The sequence below is a fragment of the Capnocytophaga felis genome, assembly GCF_009684755.1.
GTDB lineage: Bacteria > Bacteroidota > Bacteroidia > Flavobacteriales > Flavobacteriaceae > Capnocytophaga > Capnocytophaga felis.
The window spans coordinates 1-19,748 of record NZ_BLBC01000009.1; the positions used below are offsets into that span (position 1 = coordinate 1).

Consider the following 19,748-nt stretch of genomic DNA (forward strand, 5'->3'; position numbering starts at 1 on the left):
TAAGAAAAACAAAAGAAAAATTCTTACCTTTGGAAACTAAATTCTAACATTGTTTATGAAACAAATATATTTTTTATCCGCATTAGGGCTATTACTTACGCTAAACTCTTGTCAGGAGCAAAAAACCAAAAAAGAACATTCTTACACCGTTAAAGGAAGCGTTCCCAAAGGCACAAAAGGAAAAGTTTATCTGTTGGAATTCAAAAACAGAGAGTACACAGCCATAGATTCCGTTGATATACACAATGGAAATTTTAAATTTGAAGGAAAAACTTCTCAACCCCTTTTACACTCTTTACGACTGAACAACAAAGGAAAAAGAGCCAATTTCTTTCTGGAAAACACCTCCGTAACACTACACTTGAATAAAGATTGGACAATAGAAAGCATAAAAGGAAGCAAAAACACTCAACTTTTTAAAACATACGACGACATAAACGAAAAAAGAGCCTTAAACTTGGACAGTATTCTCAAAACAGACAATAATTCACCTGTGATTGCCTACTTTCTGGGGAGAAATGCTTATATGTACGACTATCCCGAACTCGTTTCGCTCAGAAAACAAATCGCTCCGGAATTGTTTAAAAATACATATATCGAAGAACTTGACAAAGCCATCAGTAAGCTCGAAAAACTTCAGCCGGGACAACCCGCTCCTGATATTATTATGGAAAATCCGGACGGAAAAACTTTTAAACTAACCGATTTAAAAGGAAAAAATATACTCATCGACTTTTGGGCAACTTGGTGCCCCGACTGCCTCAAAGAAATTCCTTCATTGAAAGACATTTACAAAACATACAAGCCAAAAAACTTTACAGTACTTAGTATCTCGCTCGACCGCAACAAAAACAACTGGAAAAAAGCCATCGCCGACGGGCTTTCGTGGGAACACGGTTTTGTTGAAAACGCTTGGAAATCAGATGCAGCCCAAATATATACATTGCGTTGGTTGCCTACCTACATCTTGATTGATACAAACGGAATCATCATTGCACGTACCATCGACAGTCAAAAAATGATTGAACACATCGAAAAGCTGGTCAATTAAATCCGTTTTCTTTCTTTTTGAAGAAATAATTTGTACGACATTCCTTTAAAAACATTTTTTTGAGAAATAATAAGGAAGTATTCAATATATTCTTGCAAATATTCCATAATATTAATAAAAATAAATAATCACAATTCTTTTTTAGAAGAAGATTGCAAACAATCCGGCATCAAAAAAAGTTTTTCAGACAAGATTGCAAACAATCCGGCGTCAAAAAAAGTTTTTTAAACAAGATTGTAAACAATCCAGCTTCAAAAAAAGTTTTTCAGGCAAGATTACAAACAATCCAGCTTCAAAAAAAGTTTTTCAGATAAGATTACAAACAATCCAGCTTCAAAAAAAGTTTTTCAGGAAAGATTGCAGACAATCCAGTTTCAAAAAAAGTTTTTCAGACAAGATTACAAACAATCCAGCTTCAAAAAAAGTTTTCAGAACTATATCGTGCATAATTCTGTCAAATAAAAAATTTTTGAAAATAAATTCAATATAAAACTAATCATACATTTTTAAAATACATCGTTTTAATTTTAAAGTCGTTAAAAAATAATTTATAAATGAAAGATTTATTCGGACAAGCCATCTTAGATTATCAGCAAGGCAATTACACTGAGGATATTAAAACAGAAACCACTATTTCGGAAGAAGATATTTTGCCCCTGCCCTATTTATTTCGTTCATTCAAAGATATGCCAAAATTAGAGCAGAAAGCATTGCGTTTAGCCAGAGGAAAAGTTTTGGAAGTGGGTTGCGGAGCCGGTAGCCACGGATTGTATCTGCAAAACGAACGAAATTTGGAAGTTCATTCCATTGACATTTCGCCAAAGGCTGTCGAGGCTTGTAAACTCAGAGGTTTAAAGAACGTCTCGGTTGCCAATGTTATGGACTTCGAGGGGAAATTTGATACCATCTTGCTACTAATGAATGGAGCGGGAATGTGCGGACGATTAAAGCAAATGGGAACTTTTTTAACTAAAATTAAAAGTTTGTTAGCCCCAAACGGACAAATTTTAACCGATTCGTCCGACATTATTTATATGTTCGATGAAAATGAAGATGGAACGTACGACGTACCGCTTCATTTTGATTATTACGGCGAGGTTGATTATTTAGTTAAGTACAAAAAAGAAAAAGAAGCCCCTTTTGCGTGGCTTTACGTGGATTACAATACTTTGCAGAACGTTGCACACTCGGTAGGATTAGAATGCGAATTAGTTGCCGAAGGAGAACATTACGACTACTTGGCAAGAATGTTTTGAGGCTGGTTTATTTTTAATCCCAGTCCATTTCTTTTGCCATTTCTCTTTTCCTGAGGTATCTCTCGTAAACCATCCAAAATAATTGCGTCAGTAATCCGATTGCGTTTTTCAACGATTGTTTGGGCATTTCTCGCATCTCATTTTGACGCAATTCTTTTATTTTATCCTCGCATTCTTGTTTGGATAGGTTGCCCAAAGTGTATTGAGCTACAGCTTCATATATTTGCACGATGTTCATTCCCCAAACTCGTAAAAATCTGTACAAACTCGGCTCAAAAGTTAGCAGAAAGTGAAAATCTTCCACCGTAAATTCAGGCACATCAAAATTTGCGACTATTTCTTTTTTAATTTCATTAGCCCGTTGTGTGTAATCGATAATTCTGTTTGAGATTTCATCTGCCGAAGAAAGAATATGACTGACGGAAAGTTCTTTTCCCACGAAAAAACTCACGTCATCGGCGTACTCCTCCGCTTCTTCATACGAAGAAAAATTCAGGTTAAGAAATTCATACTCCAAGTCTCTCCAAATGTTAAGGTAACAGAAATGAGTAAGTTTCGCTATCAAACGGCATTTTATATGTCTGTTTTTTCTAAAAAATGCCTCCGTGTATGTAATTTCGTCTTTCTTTTCCATATTTTTTGTCAGGATAAAGTTATTAAAGTAATTTTATAAAAAAAACTTTGACAAAATTAATTCCTGTCAAAGTTTTAAAATTGTTATTTTTTCTTTGTTTTTGTGGCTGTCTTTTTGGTTTTTGTTCCTTTTGAAGCCGTTTTTGTTTTCGGAGTTTTTTCGGCAATCAAGGCCGTAGCTTGTTCTAAAGTGAATGCCTCAACGTCGGTTTCCTTTGGCAATTCTATTTTGGTTTTGCCTTTTATTAAATTATAGCGTCCCCAACGTGCTTTTTCCAATCGGATGGTGCCATCTTCCCATTCTTTTACTACTTTCTCCGATTCTTTTTGCAATTTATTCTCGATGAGTTCTTCTACATCTTGTTGCGAAAGGTTATCGAAGTCATATTTTTTGTTTACGTTGATGAAAATGTTATTCCATTTTATAAAGGGTCCGAATCTGCCCGTTCCTTTGGTAACTTCCATATCCTGATAAAATGCGATAGGAGCATCGGCTTTTTTCTTTTGTGAAATAAGTTCTTTGGCTCGTTCGATAGTTACGCTGAAGACATCTTCTCCTTTTTCCAAAGAAATAAAAGTATCTCCGTAACGCACATACGGTCCGAACCTTCCTACATTTACATCAACCTCTTTTCCGTCAACGATACCGAGTTTTCTGGGGAGTTCAAAGAGTTTCAGAGCTTCCTCGAAAGTAATCGTTTCGATAGACATTCCCGAGTGAAGGCTTGCGAAGAGTGGCTTTTCATCATCTTCATTTGTTCCTATTTGAGCCATTGCTCCGAAGCGTCCTAAGCGAACGCTGAGTGGTCGTCCTGATTTCGGGTCGATTCCCAACACACGCTCACCTGTTTCCCTTCCTGCATTTTTTTCTACATTCTCCACAACAGGATGAAAATGAGTATAGAAATGTTGTAACATCTCTGTCCAATTTTCGGTGCCTTCTGCAATGTTATCGAAACTTCCCTCTACTTTGGCAGTAAAGTTATAGTCCATAATACTCTCAAAATTAGCTACCAAGAAATCATTTACAACAATTCCGATGTCGGTAGGGATTAATTTGCCTTTGTCCGCCCCCACTCTTTCCGTAAGCGTTTTTTGTTTGATGGTTTCTCCTGAAAGTATGAGTTGCCCGTATTTTCGTTCCTCTCCCTCAAATGAGCTACGCTCTACATAACCTCTGTTTTGGATTGTTGAAATTGTGGGTGCATACGTTGAAGGTCGCCCGATGCCTAATTCTTCCAACTTCTTCACTAAAGAAGCCTCAGTGTAGCGAGCCGGCGGACGCGTAAACCTCTGTGTGGCAATAATGTTGTTATTGCTAACAGATTCTCCCTTTTTCAGAGTTGGTAACATTCCTTCTTGTTCTTCCTCTTCATCGTCACTTCCTTCGAGATATACTTTTAAAAATCCGTCAAAGCGAATCATTTCTCCGCTGGCTGTAAAAAGCTCATTATGTTTATCAGCTTGAATTTTAACGTTAGTTCGTTCCAACTGAGCGTCAGCCATTTGTGAGGCAATCGTGCGTTTCCAAATAAGCTCATACAAACGAACTTGGTCACTTTCTCCGGAAATGGTAGCACGCATCATATCTGTAGGACGAATAGCTTCGTGTGCTTCCTGAGCTCCTTTAGTTTTTGTGGCAAAATTGCGAACCTGACTGTATTGATTTCCGTATATGTTAACGATGGCATTTTTTGCAGTATTTATCGCCTCTTGTGAAAGGTTGGTGCTGTCGGTACGCATATATGTTATAAAACCTGACTCGTACAAACGCTGTGCAATCATCATTGTTTTACTTACCGAGAAGTAGAGTTTTCGAGAAGCCTCTTGTTGCAACGTTGAAGTGGTAAAAGGAGGTGCAGGCGACTTCTTCGCAGGTTTAGTTTCCAAAGAAGCTATCTTGAAATTTGCTCCTACATTTTTTTCCAAGAATTGTTTGGCTTCTTCCAATGTATCAAATGATTTCGGAAGGGTTGCTTTAAATGTTTTTCCTTCAGGATTAGCAAATTCTGCCGTTATTTTGTAGGAGAAATTAGTTTTAAAATCTTGAATTTCGCGTTCTCGTTCAACAATTAGCCTTACAGAAACCGATTGAACTCTTCCTGCCGAAAGCCCGCTTTTAACTTTTTTCCAAAGCACCGGTGAAAGTTCATATCCCACAAGCCTATCCAACACACGGCGTGCTTGTTGTGCATTTACCAAATTGTAATCAATTCCTCTCGGATTTTGAATGGCTTTTTCAATCGCAGATTTTGTAATAGAGTTAAAAACAATCCGTTTTGTATTTTCAGGTTTTAATTTTAAAGTCTCGGACAGGTGCCAAGAAATAGCCTCTCCCTCGCGGTCCTCATCACTTGCTAACCAAACCGTTTCGGCTTTTTGAGTAAGTGTTTTCAGCTCTTTAACAACTGCTTTTTTATCACTGGACACCAAATACTTAGGCTTGAAATCATTTTCAATATCTACACCCAATTCTTTGGAAGGTAAATCAACGATATGCCCGTAGCTTGATACTACTTTAAAATCTTTCCCTAAAAATTTTTCAATGGTTTTTGCCTTCGCAGGCGACTCTACAATTACTACGTTTTTAGCCATATTACTAACTTTTGGTCGGCAAAAATAGTAATTTAATTGATATTTGAAAATTAAATTATTCTTAAAATCAGAATTTTGGCTCAAAGAAGTCATAAAAACACAATAATCATCAAAAAAGAAGAAGTCTTTTTAAAAAAACAAAAAGAAAAACTCTACCAAAGCCTCGTAAAAATAAGCTTCAATAGAGTTTTCAACATCAATGTTTCAAGAACAATTTTTTATTTTTTGCTAATTTCTTCCGCAATAAACTCTTTTAAATCGATGACTTTCGGATAATTATGATATTTCGTAAATCGTTTCAAACCCATCAGTAACATTCTTTGTTCATCGCCATCGCTGAAAGAAATTATGCCATCCTTAGCTCGGGTAATTATTTTTTCAACGGATTGATATAAACGAAGCTTGGTCATCGCTATTTGTACCTTCTGATTTTCTTTACCAAATCGCTTCACGTTTTTCTCTGTTCGCAATATTGCCGATTCAGATATATAGATTTCCATCATAATATCAGAAGCTGCCATTAATAGCAGTTGGTGTTTTTCCAAATCGGTTCCGTACTTTTGAATGGCAAATCCTGAAACCATCAGAAAAACTTTTTTCAAACGAGAAATTAATTCTTTTTCTTCTGACATTACTTCCGAAAAATCAGGAATTTCAAAGGAAGGAATTCCCATCAACTCATCTTTAACTGCCATTGCAGGAGTGAGCAAATCCACGTGTCCTTTCATTGCTTTTTTGATAAGCATTCCCACTGAAAGCATTCGATTAATTTCGTTTGTTCCTTCATAAATACGTGTAATACGAGCATCTCGCCAAGCACTTTCCATAGGCAAATCAGCAGAATATCCCATTCCTCCAAAAATTTGAATTCCCTCATCGCTACTTTGTTGAACATATTCTGAAAGCATTACTTTCAGAATGGAACATTCAATGGCGTATTCTTCAATACTTTTAAGTTCGGCTTCATTTTCAGGATTGCCTTGTGATTTTCGGATTTCTATTCTGTTTTCAATCTCTTTCAGAGTTCTGTACACAGCCGCCTCTCCCGCATACAGATTGGTTGCCATTTCTGCAATTTTCCCTTTAATGGCACCAAATTCAATAATTTTTGTTCCAAACTGAATGCGTTCTTTAGCGTAATTTAATGAATTTTCAAGTATGCGACGTTGAGCATCTAAAGTAGCAACAGACAATTTCACACGTCCGATATTTAACACATTCAATGCTATTTTGAATCCGTTATTTCTCTCCGAAAGCATATTTTCAATCGGTACTTTCGTGTTATTAAAAAATATCTGTCGGGTAGATGAAGCGTGTATTCCTAACTTATGTTCTTCCTCTCCTAAAGTTATTCCATTGGGGTTGGACGGGTCATATTCTACAACAAATGCTGTTATATTTTTATCGTCATTTATACGTGCAAATACTGTAAATATTGTAGCAAATCCGGCATTTGAAATCCACATTTTTTGACCATTGAGAACATAATATTTTCCGTCGGGAGAAAGCTCTGCTTTTGTTTTCCCTGCATTAGCATCAGAACCGGCTTCAGGCTCCGTCAAGCAGTAAGCCCCAAAGGCTTTACCTGTTGCCAATTTCGGAAGATATTTTTGCTTCTGCTGTTCCGTTCCGTAAAGAAGAATCGGCATTGTTCCGATACCCGTATGAGCCCCAAAAGCTGTCGCAAATGAACCTGTCGCTCCCGAAATGTAATCACAAACTATTGATGAGGTAACAAATCCCATACCGAGTCCGCCATATTCCTCAGGCACAGCCATTCCTAACAAACCCATCTCGCCAATTTTCTGCATCATTTCTATGGTATAACCATAATCCTTCTGCTCAAAACGAGGCTTATTCGGATAAATTTCTTTATCTATGAATTCTTTAACTGTATCTCTCATCAAGATTTGTTCTTCTGAAAAATCTTCGGGAGTAAAAATGTTTTCACATAGGGTTTCTTTTACTAAGAACTCTCCTCCTCTAGTTGTTTCCATATATTTTTAAGTTAAAAATTAGACTCTATTGCCACAAATATAATAATAAAATATGAAAATCGGAATTTTTCATCTGTTTTTTTACAATTCAGCTAACATATCAAATCAGATTTTTAGCGTTTCTAAGTATTTTTTTACTTCATCGCTTATTCTGCGACTTTCTTTAGCTTTTTGAATAGCTTTGTTTTGTACAAATTTGCTCAACGATTTTTCCTCAATGATAAAAAGTGTTGTTTCAGGTTGTTTTGCCATAGCCGTAGCAAAATACCAAGCTATCATCATATTCACGTAATATTCATCACTTTTTACATCTGCAACCAAACGAAGCATTTCTTTTTTAAAATTTTCATCAAGAAAATTGGACAAAAGGAGTCCGATTGCATACCTAATCGTATAAACTTCATTACTTTTCAGCCATTCTTTTATTTTTTCATACACTTGATGTGGATATTTCTTGAAAATTTTCGGAGAAAATGTGTCACAAGTAGCCCAATTATCTATATTTGGAAGAAATTTCTCGGTATATTCCATCGCAAGGTTGTAATCTCTCAGATTTTCTATAAGAAAAGCGTGTAGATTGTTTTCTTCAAAATAAAAATGAGAAGGTAAATTGAGATACAAAAAGCTGTCGTTCTGTTTAGAAAAATCTTTAGCAAACTTTCTCAATGCCGGAATTCTAATTCCAATAATTTTATCTGGCGAAATTGTAGGAATTAATTTAGAAGTGAATTTTTTATAATCCTCATCTTTCAGCGTGAATAGCTTTTTTCTGATTTGTTTTTCAATTGTTTCCATATCAATAAAAAAGAAAAAGGACAGAATTAATTCCGTCCTTATTTTTTACTTGTACATTGCTTCGATTTCTTTACTGTAATTTGCGTAAATCACTTTACGTTTGAGTTTTAGCGTAGGCGTGATTTCGTTCCTTTCAATTGAAAAGGCATCGGGAAGCAACGTGAATTTTTTAATTTTCTCATAATCAGGTAAATCGTTTTGAAATTTCTGTAATTGCTTTGTAATGTAATCGATTACTTGGCTGTTTTTCAAAAGTTCTGTTGTTGATTTGCACTTAATGTTCAACTCCTGAAGAGCCTGCGTAAGCATCTCAAAATTAGGTACAATCAAAGCAGAAACAAATTTTTTGCCATCTGCAATTACTGCAATTTGATTTATCAGATTGTATTTTCCTACCTTTCCTTCGATGTGTTGCGGAGCGATATATTTTCCGTTAGAAGTTTTCATTAACTCCTTGATTCTGTCGGTGATATATATGTTATTTTGTGAGTCCAAATTCCCTGCATCACCCGTTTTCAAAAAGCCATCTTCTGTGAATACTTTTTTAGTTTCTTCAGGATTTTTGTAATATCCTTTCATTACCATCCCTCCTTTAACTAAAATCTCGTTATCTGCACCAATTTTAACTTCTGCATTTGGCATTATTGAACCAACTGACTGAATTTCAAAATCTACGTTATCCCAGCAAGATACTGTGGCAAGAGTTTCAGTCATTCCATACCCTAATTTTACATTCACTCCTATCGAATGGAAAAAACGCCCGATGCTTGGCTCTAAATTCGCTCCGCCACAAGGCATAAAACGAATACGTCCACCCAATGATTGTTTTAATTTTGAATATACTAACTTATCGGATATATTGTGTGCTTTTTTCAACCACCACGAAACTTTCTTACCTTCTTGATTGACTTTCAGGATTTTTCTTCCAGTTCTTACAGCAAAGGCAAATATCATTTTCTTCACAAAAGAAGAGCTATCTACTCGGTCGTGAACTGTTGCAAATATTTTTTCGTAAAACCTTGGAACAGCACACATTACAGTTGGTTTTACTTCCTCCAATGCACCTTTGATATTATTCGGATTTTCCAAATAATAAACCGTTGCACCTTTATACAATGAGTAATACGTCCAGGCTCTTTCAAAAACGTGCGACAAAGGCAAAAATGCCAGCGATTCATCCTTGTCTGATATTTCAAGTCTTATATCGTGTCCAATTAATTGATAAGCCAAATTCTCGTAATCCAACATTACTCCCTTAGGCTCACCTGTGGTGCCTGAAGTGTATATTATTGTAAATAAGTCATCTAATCTCTTTTCTTCAATTCTTTTCTGAAGTTCTTCATTGTAAATATCTGTTTTTCCGAACTCCAAAAAATCGTCCCATCGAATTGAATATTTGTCTTCTTTGAGTTCAACATCTTCCTTAAACACAACTATCTTCTGTAAAGAAGGACATTTATCAGCTATCTGTAAGGCTTTTTCATATTGCTCAGTATCACCTACAAATAATATTTTTACTTCTGCGTGATTCAACACGTAAAGAGCTTGTTCTGAAGTATTTGTAGCATAAATAGGAACAGGTATCGCTCTAACTTGCAAACTACCAAAATCCGTAATCGTCCACTGAGGCATATTTTGAGAAAAAATCCCAATAGTTTCCTGAGCTTGAACGCCAAAATGCAATAATGACTTTGAGAGCAAATCGGCAACCTTACCTAACTCATTCCAAGTGATTCCTTCCCAATTTTGCCCAACTTTGCTCATCAAAGCTTTTTTATGCCCGAATTTTTCCACGTTTTTGTGAAAAACAGAAGTATAATGATATGATAATAAGTTCATTACAAATAATCTATTTGAGGGAGCAAAGATAAGAAAAAAATAATTACGTATGACGAATAGCTTGCATTAAAAAAATCGATATGCAAACCCTATACTTACAAACCAGTTTGAATTTTCATTGAAAATAGAACGACCAAAAGCCATATCGACCTGAAAATCAGAAGTTATACTATATAATAAACCAGTATCAAAATTATGCAACGGAAGTTGATTTCCAAAAATGGCAAAATACTCTAAAAAAGTGTACACATCTTTTGTAATCGAATATCCAAATTGAGTTGTAACGTTCAATTCTCTGAAAAAATTTGATGTTCCTACATTGTAACAAAGAACAAACTCATCGGAAATATTATTTTCAAAAGCCAAATAAACATCTGTTTGCCATCCTTTTATGGGATTTTTATAAGTTAAATAGCCCACCAAAGTAATTGCAGGAAGATAATCCTTCTCCTCCAAAATACGTTGTTTAAAACTCAAAACCAAATTATCTGCCTCAATATTTTCCGATTTACTTTTCTCGAAATCAGAAGACAATCGAACTTCCGTTCCGTTGAAAATTCCATAACGCAACATCAAATTATTAGAAATATTTTCATTGGAAAAGGTAAATCCATCTTCCAACTGAAATTTATTTTTCGGGAGAGTATAAACCCCTTCACTTTGGTCTGGACGATCTGTGTTTATATTGTCAATTTGCTGAGAATACAATGTTGATGTCAGTAATAATAGAAATAATAAGTATATTTTTTGCATAATTTGAATTTAATTTATCACCAAAACTTATGCAAAAGAATGTTTTTTTATTCATTTTTCCTAATAATCAGCAAATAAAAAATGCAAATCTAAATTCTTAGACTTGCATTTTTCAATAATTATAATAATCTTTTAAAATTTCTATGCTAACATTGTTACAGGATTTTCAATGTATGTTTTAAGCGTTTGCAGGAACTGAGCTCCCGTAGCTCCATCAACTGTACGATGGTCACACGCCAAAGTAACTTTCATTGTATGTCCTACCACAATTTGTCCGTCCTTAACAACAGGTTTCTCTACAATAGCACCCACTGACAAAATGGCTGAATTAGGTTGATTGATAATTGACGTAAATGATTCAATACCAAACATTCCTAAGTTAGAAACTGTGAATGTACTTCCTTCCATTTCTGCCGGAGTCAATTTCTTATTTCTTGCTTTTCCAGCTAAATCTTTTACTTGTCCGCCAATTTGTGTCAAACTCAATTGGTCAGCAAACTTAAGTACTGGCACTACCAATCCATCTTCCACAGCAACTGCAACACCAATATGTACGTGTTTGTTATAAACCGTAACATCACCTTTCCAAGAAGTATTTACTTGTGGATGTTTTTTAAGTGCCATCGCACACGCTTTCACAACCATATCATTGAAAGACACTTTTGTATCAGGTATGTTGTTGATTTGCACGCGTGAAGCCATTGCATTCTCCATATCAATTTCAATGGTCAAATAATAGTGCGGAGCTGTAAATTTCGATTCTGAAAGGCGTTTGGCAATCGTTTTACGCATTTGTGAATTTTTCACTTCCTCCACAGCTTCTTGTCCTACAGGAACGAACATATCCACCGATGCAGAAGTACTACTTTGTACTGATGGCGTTACCGCAGATGGCGTAAATCCTTCCACATCTTTTTTAGTAATACGTCCGTTTTCACCAGAACCTTTTACTTGTGCAAGATTAATACCTTTTTCTTGTGCGATTTTTTTGGCTAACGGAGAAGCAAAAATACGTTCGTTATTAACTGTATTAGAAGCAGATACAGGAGTGGAAACTTCTGCTTTTTTCTCTTCTGGTTTTTCTTCTGATTTAGGTGCGGGAGCAGAAACTTTTCCTCCGGAAGCAACAATAGCACTCACATCAGTTCCAGCAGGACCTACAATAGCCAAAAGAGAATCTACTGCTGCCGACTCACCTTCTTTGATACCTATATATAATAATGTACCTGAGTAGAATGACTCAAACTCCATTGTTGCTTTGTCAGTTTCAATCTCTGCCAAGATATCTCCTTCACTTACTTTATCACCTACTTTTTTCAGCCAAGTAGCCACTGTTCCTTCAGTCATTGTATCGCTCAAACGTGGCATAGTTACCACTTCTACTCCTGATGGAATACTTACTTCTGCTGCAGGCGTTTCAGTTTTTGGTGTTTCCTCAGGTTGTGAGGCAGGCTGAGGAGTGGAACCTCCGTTTATCAATGCTGAAATATCTTCTCCTTCTTTTCCAACGATTGCCAAAAGAGAATCTACAGGAGCTGTTTCCCCTTCCTGAAGCCCGATATACAACAATGTTCCTGAATAGAATGATTCAAATTCCATTGTAGCTTTATCGGTTTCGATTTCTGCTAAAATATCACCTTCACTTACTTTATCACCTACTTTTTTTAGCCACTTTGCAACAACTCCTTCTTCCATTGTGTCGCTCAATCGTGGCATATTGATTATTTCTGCCATTTTTTATTATAATTTATGAGATAAAAAAGGATAATTTTCTTGTTCGTAAACAGTATCGTACATTACGTTTTTGGCTGGGAATGGAGACTCCTCTGCAAACTTTTCGCACTCAGCAACAAGTTTTTTAACTCGCTGGTCAATAGCCTCAATTTCAGCTTCAGTAGCGTATTTCTTAGCCTTAATTACGTCAAGAACCTGCGTAATTGGGTCAATTTTCTTGTATTCTTCTACTTCTTCTTTAGTACGATAGTGCTGAGCGTCAGACATTGAGTGCCCACGATAACGATACGTTCTGATGTCCAAAAGTGTAGGTCCATCACCGCGTCTTGCTCTTTCGGCTGCTTCATAAACTGCTTCGGCAACTTTTACAGGATTCATTCCGTCAACAGGTCCGCAAGGCATTTCGTATCCTAAACCAAGTTTCCAGATATCTACGTGATTTGCAGTTCTTTCCACTGAAGTTCCCATTGCATAATGGTTATTTTCAATAATAAATACCACAGGTAATTTCCAAAGCATTGCCAAGTTGAGCGTTTCGTGGAAAGCCCCTTGACGAACAGCACCATCTCCCATAAAAGTTAATGTAACTGCCTTTCTGTCAAAGTACTTATCAGCGAAAGCCAAACCGGCTCCTAACGGGATTTGCCCTCCAACGATACCGTGTCCGCCGTAAAAATTATGTTCTTTTGAGAAGATGTGCATTGACCCTCCCAACCCTTGTGAAGTCCCCGTAGCTTTTCCGTATAACTCAGCCATAACTCTTTTAGGATCAACACCTAAAGCAATTGGGTGAACGTGATTACGGTAAGAGGTAATCATCTTATCTTTTTTAGGATCAATGGCGTGCATACAACCTGCAACGATGGCTTCCTGACCATTGTACAAATGCAGAAATCCTCTCACTTTTTGTTGAATATAAACTGCTGCAAGTTTATCTTCAAACTTTCTCCAAAAAAGCATATCCTCATACCACTTCAGGTACACATCTTTATCAATTTTTTTCATTTGCCTTTATATTTTAGTATGATATAATCTATTTTTAAATATTTAATATTCAAATATTTACATAAAAAACTATTGAATTATCAGAAATATTTGCAAAGGTGCAAAAAATCTGCTTTTTTTCAAAATAAAATAACAAAAAAATATTTTTTTAGCTTGTTTGACTCTTTGTTTAAATTTCCAAATTATCTATCAAACGAACTCCATCTACGTACACAACTATGAATGCCCTATATTTTTTGCCCGATTCTTTTTTTGTAATTTCAATTAATGTATCCGCTTCAGCTATTATAAAATACTCTAATTCAAAACCTTCCTTAGTTTCAAATTGCTTTTTAACCCAATTTCCAATTTCAGTAGGATTTTTTGTATTAAACTGATTTTTAACCTCTTGCAACACTTGATAGATGTAAGCAGCTTCAGTTTGTTTTTCTTTACTAAGCCTTTGATTTCTAGAACTTAAGGCTAAACCTTTTTCATCTCGAATAATCGGACAACCAATTACCTGAACGGGCAACTGTGTTTGAGTAACCATCTTATTGATAATGAGTAGTTGCTGATAATCTTTTTCTCCAAAATAAGCTTTATCAGGAGTTACAATTTCAAAAAGTTTCTTCACAACCGTACCCACTCCATCAAAATGCCCCGGACGAAATTCACCTTCCATCACCTTATCAAGTCCTTCAAAATTAAATTTTTCAGAAACTACATTTTCGCCGTAAATATCTTCCGTATTAGGAGCGTAAACAATTACTTTTTCACTAATTTTTTTTATTTTCTCAACATCTGCTTCAAGCGTTCGTGGATATTTCTTCAAATCCTCTGCATTGTTAAATTGTGTTGGGTTTACAAAAATGCTCATCACAGTTACATCATTCTCCGATAAAGATTTGGAAATCAGAGATAAATGTCCTTCGTGTAATGCTCCCATTGTAGGAACAAAACCAATACTTTTACCTGCTTTTTTATATGTTGAAATTGTGTTTTTTAGCTCATTTTGCTGCGTATAAATTTTCATCTTTTAAATAATTATCGTGCAAACTTATATATTTTTTATGGATTTCTGCATATTTTTTTGTACTTTTGTAGCTTTCAAAGCTAACAAAAAACTATTTACTCTTTATGAAAGATAAGAAAGTGCTTTTTGTATCTTCTGAAGTAATGCCTTATTCCCCTGAAAATGAGATATCAAAAATGTCTTTTGAAGCTCCAAGGATGGTTAATAGCAATGGTGGGCAGATACGAATTTTTATGCCTCGCTTCGGAAATATCAATGAGAGAAGGCACCAACTTCACGAAGTAATTCGGCTCTCAGGGATGAACATTGTTATCAATGATATTGATGTGCCTCTGATTATCAAGGTTGCCTCCATACCAAAAGAACGTATTCAAGTTTATTTTATTGATAATGATGAATATTTCAAAAGGAAAGCCACTTTTTCGGACGAAAATGGGGAATTATTCTCTGATAATGACGAACGTTGTATTTTTTTCGCAAAAGGTGTAGTAGAAACGGTTAAAAAACTAAATTGGCTACCTGATATTATTCACATTCACGGTTGGTTAGCTTCCTTATTGCCTTTGTATTTAAGAACTTATTACAAAGATGAACCCATTTTCCACGAAAGTAAAATTATTACCTCTGTGTTTAATAAAGATTTTGATGGTAATTTGGATGCCACCTTAGTTAATAAAGTAAGCTTTGACGGTATCAGTTCAAGAGCTTCAGATGCCTTGAAAGAGCCTAATTATTTCAACTTAATGAAAGTGGCTGCGAAAAATTCTGATGGAGTAATTATTGTGGGCGATGAAATGTCTGAAGATTTCAGTTCTTTCCTCAAAGGATTAAAAAAACCAATACTTTACAATACCGACCAAGAAACTTTTCAAGAATCTTACAAAGATTTTTATTTGCAAATTTTAAAAAAATAAGACGAAAATAAAATATGAATAAAACAATATGTTTTAAAACATTAGCAATTGCAGGATTATCAACGATTTTCTGTGCTTGTTCTGATGATTCATTTAAGGAAATAGAAAGTGATTTATTAGGAAATCCAAACTACGATACAGGTGTTTACACAGCTGCTGTTTCTGTAAATAATGTAAAAGAAAAGGCTGTTCAGGCTAGCAGATTAGGAGGTTATCTTTTAGGAAGCTACACACAAGAACCTTTCGGAACAAAAAAAGCAAGCATCATTGCTCAGGTAATTTTACCTTCAGAGAATCCTACTTTCGGAGCTAATTCACAACTTACTGAAGTTACAAATAAACAACAGGAAGAAGAAACCGTTACTGAAGCCTACTTGTACATTCCATTTTTTAATCCTAATAGCTTTTCAGATAAAACTTCATATATCAAAGATGCCGAGTACGTATTGGACTCTATTTACGGAGATTCAAAAGCTTCTTTTCAAATGGATGTAAAAGAACTAAACTACTTTTTAAGAGATATTGACGAAAATTTGAATAACCAAGTTTATTTTTCGGACTTGAATGTTAATAATCACTTAGGGACTTCTTTAATAAAAGAAAATAAAAGTTATACCATCAGTGGAAAACCTATTACGAGAAACAAATTAGATGGCTCAACTAATGATAAAGATGCTACTAACAATGAAGAAATTTTAGCACCGGGAATACGAATTGCCCTAAAAACAGATTTCTTTCAACAAAAAATAATAGACAAAGAAGGAAGCGATGAACTTGCCAACCAGAATGTTTTCAAAAGTTATTTTAGAGGCATTGCGATTTCAGCCGATAATCTTTCAGCTGATTTAATGATGCTTTTAAATATAGCAAAAGCAAAGATAGAATTGGTTTACACTTACAAGTCATCTTCCGAAAAAGATAAAAAAATCACAAGCCGTTATGAAATGAATCTGAACGGAATTACGGTGAATCTTTTAAATAATTCAGAAGAAAATATCAATGCAGATTCAAATCCGAATGATGTATCACGAATATTTTTGAGTGGTTCACAAGGACGAACAGCTGAGTTTAAATTATTTACAGATGCCCAACTGGCAGAAATTCGTAAAAAAGATGTTCTGATTACAGATGCAAGTTTATTTCTATATGTAGATCAGTCAGTTGGCTATAGTAAAGAACCGGAACGAATCTTCATTTATAATGCGAAAACAGGAGCTGTTTTGGTTGATTATATGCACGACCCGACAACAAGTTCTCCTTTACCTGATAATGCTCAAATAGTTCATTTAGGAAAACTACAAAAGAAGGATGGTAAAGGGGTTTATTATCAGCTTCGCATTACTAACCATATTTTAAATGTTGTAAAAAACAATGCTGAAAATGTTCCTTTGGGCGTTGCGATTGCTTCAAATGTTAAAAATAATTCGTCTGCAAAATATCTGAACTCATCAAACGAAAAGAAATTCATCCCTATGAATTCACTCTCAACTCCCTTGAGTACAGTTATTTACGGAAACAGTCCAAATATTGATAAGGATAAACGATTACAGCTAAAAATAAACTATACTAAATTGAAATAATTTATTTTAGAAATTTGAATTTGAGGTTTGAAGTTTGAGATTTTGTAAACAGAATTTTAAATTTCAAACCTCATTCACAATATAAAGCCTTCATTTTTAAAAATTGATTTAAAATGTACGCATTATTCAAAAAAGAGATACGTTACTTTTTTACTTCCCCTATCGGTTTTACCGTCATTGGGTTATTTATTATACTAAACGGATTATTTTTATGGATTCTGAAAACGGAATACAACATTTTCAACAGTAATTTTGCTGATTTGCTTCCATTTTTTAAGATTTCATCGTGGATTTTTGTATTTTTAGTTCCAGCCCTTACAATGCGTTCCATCTCTGAAGAAAAACGTAGCGGAATGCTTACACTTCTATTCACAAAGCCCGTGAGTACCTTGCAAATTGTGCTTGGAAAATATTTCGGAATTCTATTTCTGCTTTTTATCATACTTATTCCCTCTGTGATATATATATATATGGTGTGGATTTTAGGCAACCCTGTCGGAAATTTAGATATTGCAGGTACAATTGGGTCATATATCGCTCTTTTTCTGCTCATTGCTTCCTTTGCCTCAGTAGGATTATGGGCTTCATCGGTAAGTAACAACCAAATTATTTCGTTTGTGTTGGCGGCTTTCCTATGCTTTTTTTTCTTTTTTGGATTAGACCAAATCGTAGAATTAATTTTTCCTGAAAATCTTTCAAAAATTGGATTTCAGTCGCATTTTGATACTATCAGCCGTGGCGTGATTGACAGCAGAAATATAATTTATTTTCTTTCCGTCATCGCATTCTTCTTATACATAACAACCTTATCTTTAAAAAGTTACAAATTATGAAAGTTCTTTTAAATAAAATTGGATTGAGGGCTGTTATTGCTTTTTTAGTATTACTTTTCGTTAATTTTCTTGCCGGAAAATGGCATACCCGTTGGGATTTAACAAAAGATAAACGCTATACACTTTCTGAGACAACACAAAAAATATTGTTAAAAATCCACGAACCCGTAGTGATTGACGTTCTTTTAAAAGGAAATATCCCGACAGAATTTAAAAAATTGCAAACCGAAACTTTGCAACTTTTGGAAGAATATTCAGCTTTTAACAATAATATTCAATTCAATTTCGTAAATCCGTTAGAAGGCGAAGAAAATACGGAGAAAGCTCTGCAAGAATTAATTAATTTTGGGTTAAATCCGTTACAAATATCTCAAAACGAAGCAGGAAAATCCTCAGTTGAATACATTTTCCCTTGGGCAATTGTAAATAACGGACAAAAATCGGAAAAAGTAGCTCTTTTTGTAAACAAATTGGGTGCAAACGACCAAGAACGTGTTCAAAATTCGGTACAACGATTAGAATATGGCTTAACAGATGCCCTCCACAAACTAACTTTAAAAAAGAAGAAAAAAATTGCAATGTTAAAAAGCAATGGCACTTTGGAGGATATCTATATGGCTGATTTTCTGAAATCTGTTCAAGGATATTATCGCATTGCTCCTTTTACTCTGGATTCTGTAAGTACAAATGCAGAAAAAACATTAAAAGACCTCAATGAGTTTGATTTACTGATAGTTGCCAAACCTACCGAACCTTTTTCTGACCCCCAAAAGCAAGTTATTGACCAATTTGTAATGAAAGGCGGACGTGTACTGTGGCTCATCGATAATGTAAAAATTGACATTAGCGATTTGTACAATCCCTCAGGAACAACAATGGCAATGCCTGTAAATCTGAACCTTACAGACTTGTTTTTTCAATATGGCTTTCGGATTAATTACACGATTATCAACGATTTGTATTCATCACAAATTGTAATTGCAACCGGAGAAGGTAGCCAAACCCGTTATATGCCTATTCCGTGGGTATATAACCCTATGGTTTTATCAAAAAATAATCACTTAATTAACAGCCACTTAGACGCAACAAGATTGCAATTTGCCAATAGTATTGATACGCTCAAAAACGGAATTAAAAAAACCGTTCTGCTGTCAAGTTCTCCTTTTTCAAAAGCCGATGGCACACCAAGAGAAGTCAGCCTCAAAATTGATGTGAACAAATTAGATAAAAATGCTTATAAAACCGGCAATATTCCTGCGGCTGTACTTTTGGAAGGAGAATTTATTTCAGTTTATAAAAACAGAATTCGTCCTATCGATCTGAAAACCAACACAGAACTAAGCAAACCAACTAAAATGATTGTCGTTTCCGATGGTGATATTATTAAAAATGATATTGGCGACAATATTCCTTTAGAATTAGGATTTGATAAGTGGACAAATCAATTTTATGACAACAAAGCATTCTTGCAAAATGCACTTAACTACTTGTTAGATGATACAAATTTCCTAATTTTGAGAAATAAAAAGGTGCAATTAGCCTTTTTGGATAGAGAAAAAGTTGCTGAAAATCAGAAATCTTGGAAAATTAAAAATATTGTTTATCCACTTTTGTTGTTTCTTTTGGTAACTATAATCGTTCGAATTTACTACAAAAAAGTAAACATCTTAAAGAAATAGTTCTTTTAGTTGAAATCATCGGTAAATTTAGAGTGTTAATTTTTTAAAATATTTCCAAAAAATCTTCTG

Annotated in this window: 15 protein-coding genes; 6 read left to right on the forward strand and 9 right to left on the reverse strand. The window is 34.8% G+C overall.

Features of this window, described 5'->3' with window-relative positions:
• Positions 1-55: 55 nt before the first annotated feature.
• Positions 56-1,051 carry a TlpA disulfide reductase family protein gene (locus tag GN105_RS07745; protein WP_155284842.1) on the forward strand — a complete coding sequence of 332 codons (996 nt, stop codon included), beginning with the start codon at positions 56-58 and terminating at the stop codon, positions 1,049-1,051.
• A 554-nt stretch (positions 1,052-1,605) separates the two neighbouring features.
• Positions 1,606-2,307, forward strand: a complete 702-nt coding sequence (locus GN105_RS07750) for a class I SAM-dependent methyltransferase (protein ID WP_155284843.1) — start codon at positions 1,606-1,608, stop codon at positions 2,305-2,307.
• A 13-nt stretch (positions 2,308-2,320) separates the two neighbouring features.
• On the opposite strand, the gene GN105_RS07755 is transcribed toward GN105_RS07750, so the two are convergent.
• The 9 genes from GN105_RS07755 to panC all read right to left on the reverse strand — a co-directional run bounded on the left by GN105_RS07755 (position 2,321) and on the right by panC (position 14,673).
• Positions 2,321-2,941: a hypothetical protein gene (locus tag GN105_RS07755; protein ID WP_155284844.1), complete on the reverse strand. Its 621-nt coding sequence runs from the start codon at positions 2,939-2,941 to the stop codon at positions 2,321-2,323.
• A gap of 83 nt (positions 2,942-3,024) precedes the next feature.
• Positions 3,025-5,535 (reverse strand): type I DNA topoisomerase, encoded by a 2,511-nt coding sequence (gene topA, locus GN105_RS07760; protein WP_155284845.1) that lies wholly within the window; start codon positions 5,533-5,535, stop codon positions 3,025-3,027.
• 218 nt (positions 5,536-5,753) lie between these two features.
• The gene (locus tag GN105_RS07765; RefSeq protein ID WP_155284846.1) at positions 5,754-7,532 is read right to left on the reverse strand and encodes an acyl-CoA dehydrogenase FadE; all 1,779 of its coding nucleotides are present in this window, start codon (positions 7,530-7,532) and stop codon (positions 5,754-5,756) included.
• Between the two features lie 105 nt (positions 7,533-7,637).
• Positions 7,638-8,318 (reverse strand): DNA alkylation repair protein, encoded by a 681-nt coding sequence (locus GN105_RS07770; RefSeq protein ID WP_227977350.1) that lies wholly within the window; start codon positions 8,316-8,318, stop codon positions 7,638-7,640.
• Between the two features lie 54 nt (positions 8,319-8,372).
• The gene (locus tag GN105_RS07775; RefSeq protein WP_155284848.1) at positions 8,373-10,166 is read right to left on the reverse strand and encodes an AMP-dependent synthetase/ligase; all 1,794 of its coding nucleotides are present in this window, start codon (positions 10,164-10,166) and stop codon (positions 8,373-8,375) included.
• A 66-nt stretch (positions 10,167-10,232) separates the two neighbouring features.
• Positions 10,233-10,919, reverse strand: a complete 687-nt coding sequence (locus GN105_RS07780; protein WP_155284849.1) for a transporter — start codon at positions 10,917-10,919, stop codon at positions 10,233-10,235.
• Positions 10,920-11,060: 141 nt separating this feature from the next.
• Positions 11,061-12,653: a pyruvate dehydrogenase complex dihydrolipoamide acetyltransferase gene (locus GN105_RS07785; RefSeq protein ID WP_155284850.1), complete on the reverse strand. Its 1,593-nt coding sequence runs from the start codon at positions 12,651-12,653 to the stop codon at positions 11,061-11,063.
• 6 nt (positions 12,654-12,659) lie between these two features.
• Entirely contained in the window at positions 12,660-13,658 is a 999-nt protein-coding gene (pdhA, locus tag GN105_RS07790; RefSeq protein WP_155284851.1) for a pyruvate dehydrogenase (acetyl-transferring) E1 component subunit alpha, read from the reverse strand.
• A gap of 169 nt (positions 13,659-13,827) precedes the next feature.
• The gene (gene panC, locus GN105_RS07795; RefSeq protein ID WP_155284852.1) at positions 13,828-14,673 is read right to left on the reverse strand and encodes a pantoate--beta-alanine ligase; all 846 of its coding nucleotides are present in this window, start codon (positions 14,671-14,673) and stop codon (positions 13,828-13,830) included.
• A gap of 104 nt (positions 14,674-14,777) precedes the next feature.
• On the opposite strand from panC, the gene GN105_RS07800 reads away from it, so the two are divergent.
• The 4 genes from GN105_RS07800 (at position 14,778) to gldG (ending at position 19,679) form a co-directional block, all read left to right on the forward strand.
• On the forward strand, positions 14,778-15,587 hold the full coding sequence (locus GN105_RS07800; protein ID WP_155284853.1) for a glycogen/starch synthase: 810 nt from the start codon (positions 14,778-14,780) through the stop codon (positions 15,585-15,587).
• A 14-nt stretch (positions 15,588-15,601) separates the two neighbouring features.
• Positions 15,602-17,167: a BamH family beta-barrel-assembly machinery protein gene (gene bamH, locus GN105_RS07805; RefSeq protein ID WP_155284854.1), complete on the forward strand. Its 1,566-nt coding sequence runs from the start codon at positions 15,602-15,604 to the stop codon at positions 17,165-17,167.
• A gap of 113 nt (positions 17,168-17,280) precedes the next feature.
• Positions 17,281-18,000: a gliding motility-associated ABC transporter permease subunit GldF gene (gene gldF / locus GN105_RS07810; RefSeq protein WP_155284855.1), complete on the forward strand. Its 720-nt coding sequence runs from the start codon at positions 17,281-17,283 to the stop codon at positions 17,998-18,000.
• Complete coding sequence (gldG, locus tag GN105_RS07815; RefSeq protein WP_155284856.1) at positions 17,997-19,679, forward strand: gliding motility-associated ABC transporter substrate-binding protein GldG; 1,683 nt, start codon at positions 17,997-17,999, stop codon at positions 19,677-19,679. The genes gldF and gldG overlap by 4 nt, the downstream gene beginning before the upstream one ends.
• Positions 19,680-19,748: the final 69 nt, after the last annotated feature.

Bases quoted from the DNA above. Each gene is read 5' to 3' on its own strand.
- GN105_RS07750 (WP_155284843.1), top strand. From the start codon at position 1,606: ATGAAAGATTTATTCGGACAAGCCATCTTAGATTATCAGCAAGGCAAT.
- GN105_RS07780 (WP_155284849.1), bottom strand. From the start codon at position 10,919: ATGCAAAAAATATACTTATTATTTCTATTATTACTGACATCAACATTG.
- gldF (WP_155284855.1), top strand. From the start codon at position 17,281: ATGTACGCATTATTCAAAAAAGAGATACGTTACTTTTTTACTTCCCCT.
- topA (WP_155284845.1), bottom strand. From the start codon at position 5,535: ATGGCTAAAAACGTAGTAATTGTAGAGTCGCCTGCGAAGGCAAAAACC.
- GN105_RS07800 (WP_155284853.1), top strand. From the start codon at position 14,778: ATGAAAGATAAGAAAGTGCTTTTTGTATCTTCTGAAGTAATGCCTTAT.
- GN105_RS07755 (WP_155284844.1), bottom strand. From the start codon at position 2,941: ATGGAAAAGAAAGACGAAATTACATACACGGAGGCATTTTTTAGAAAA.
- pdhA (WP_155284851.1), bottom strand. From the start codon at position 13,658: ATGAAAAAAATTGATAAAGATGTGTACCTGAAGTGGTATGAGGATATG.
- GN105_RS07775 (WP_155284848.1), bottom strand. From the start codon at position 10,166: ATGAACTTATTATCATATCATTATACTTCTGTTTTTCACAAAAACGTG.
- gldG (WP_155284856.1), top strand. From the start codon at position 17,997: ATGAAAGTTCTTTTAAATAAAATTGGATTGAGGGCTGTTATTGCTTTT.
- GN105_RS07745 (WP_155284842.1), top strand. From the start codon at position 56: ATGAAACAAATATATTTTTTATCCGCATTAGGGCTATTACTTACGCTA.
- bamH (WP_155284854.1), top strand. From the start codon at position 15,602: ATGAATAAAACAATATGTTTTAAAACATTAGCAATTGCAGGATTATCA.
- GN105_RS07785 (WP_155284850.1), bottom strand. From the start codon at position 12,653: ATGGCAGAAATAATCAATATGCCACGATTGAGCGACACAATGGAAGAA.
- panC (WP_155284852.1), bottom strand. From the start codon at position 14,673: ATGAAAATTTATACGCAGCAAAATGAGCTAAAAAACACAATTTCAACA.
- GN105_RS07765 (WP_155284846.1), bottom strand. From the start codon at position 7,532: ATGGAAACAACTAGAGGAGGAGAGTTCTTAGTAAAAGAAACCCTATGT.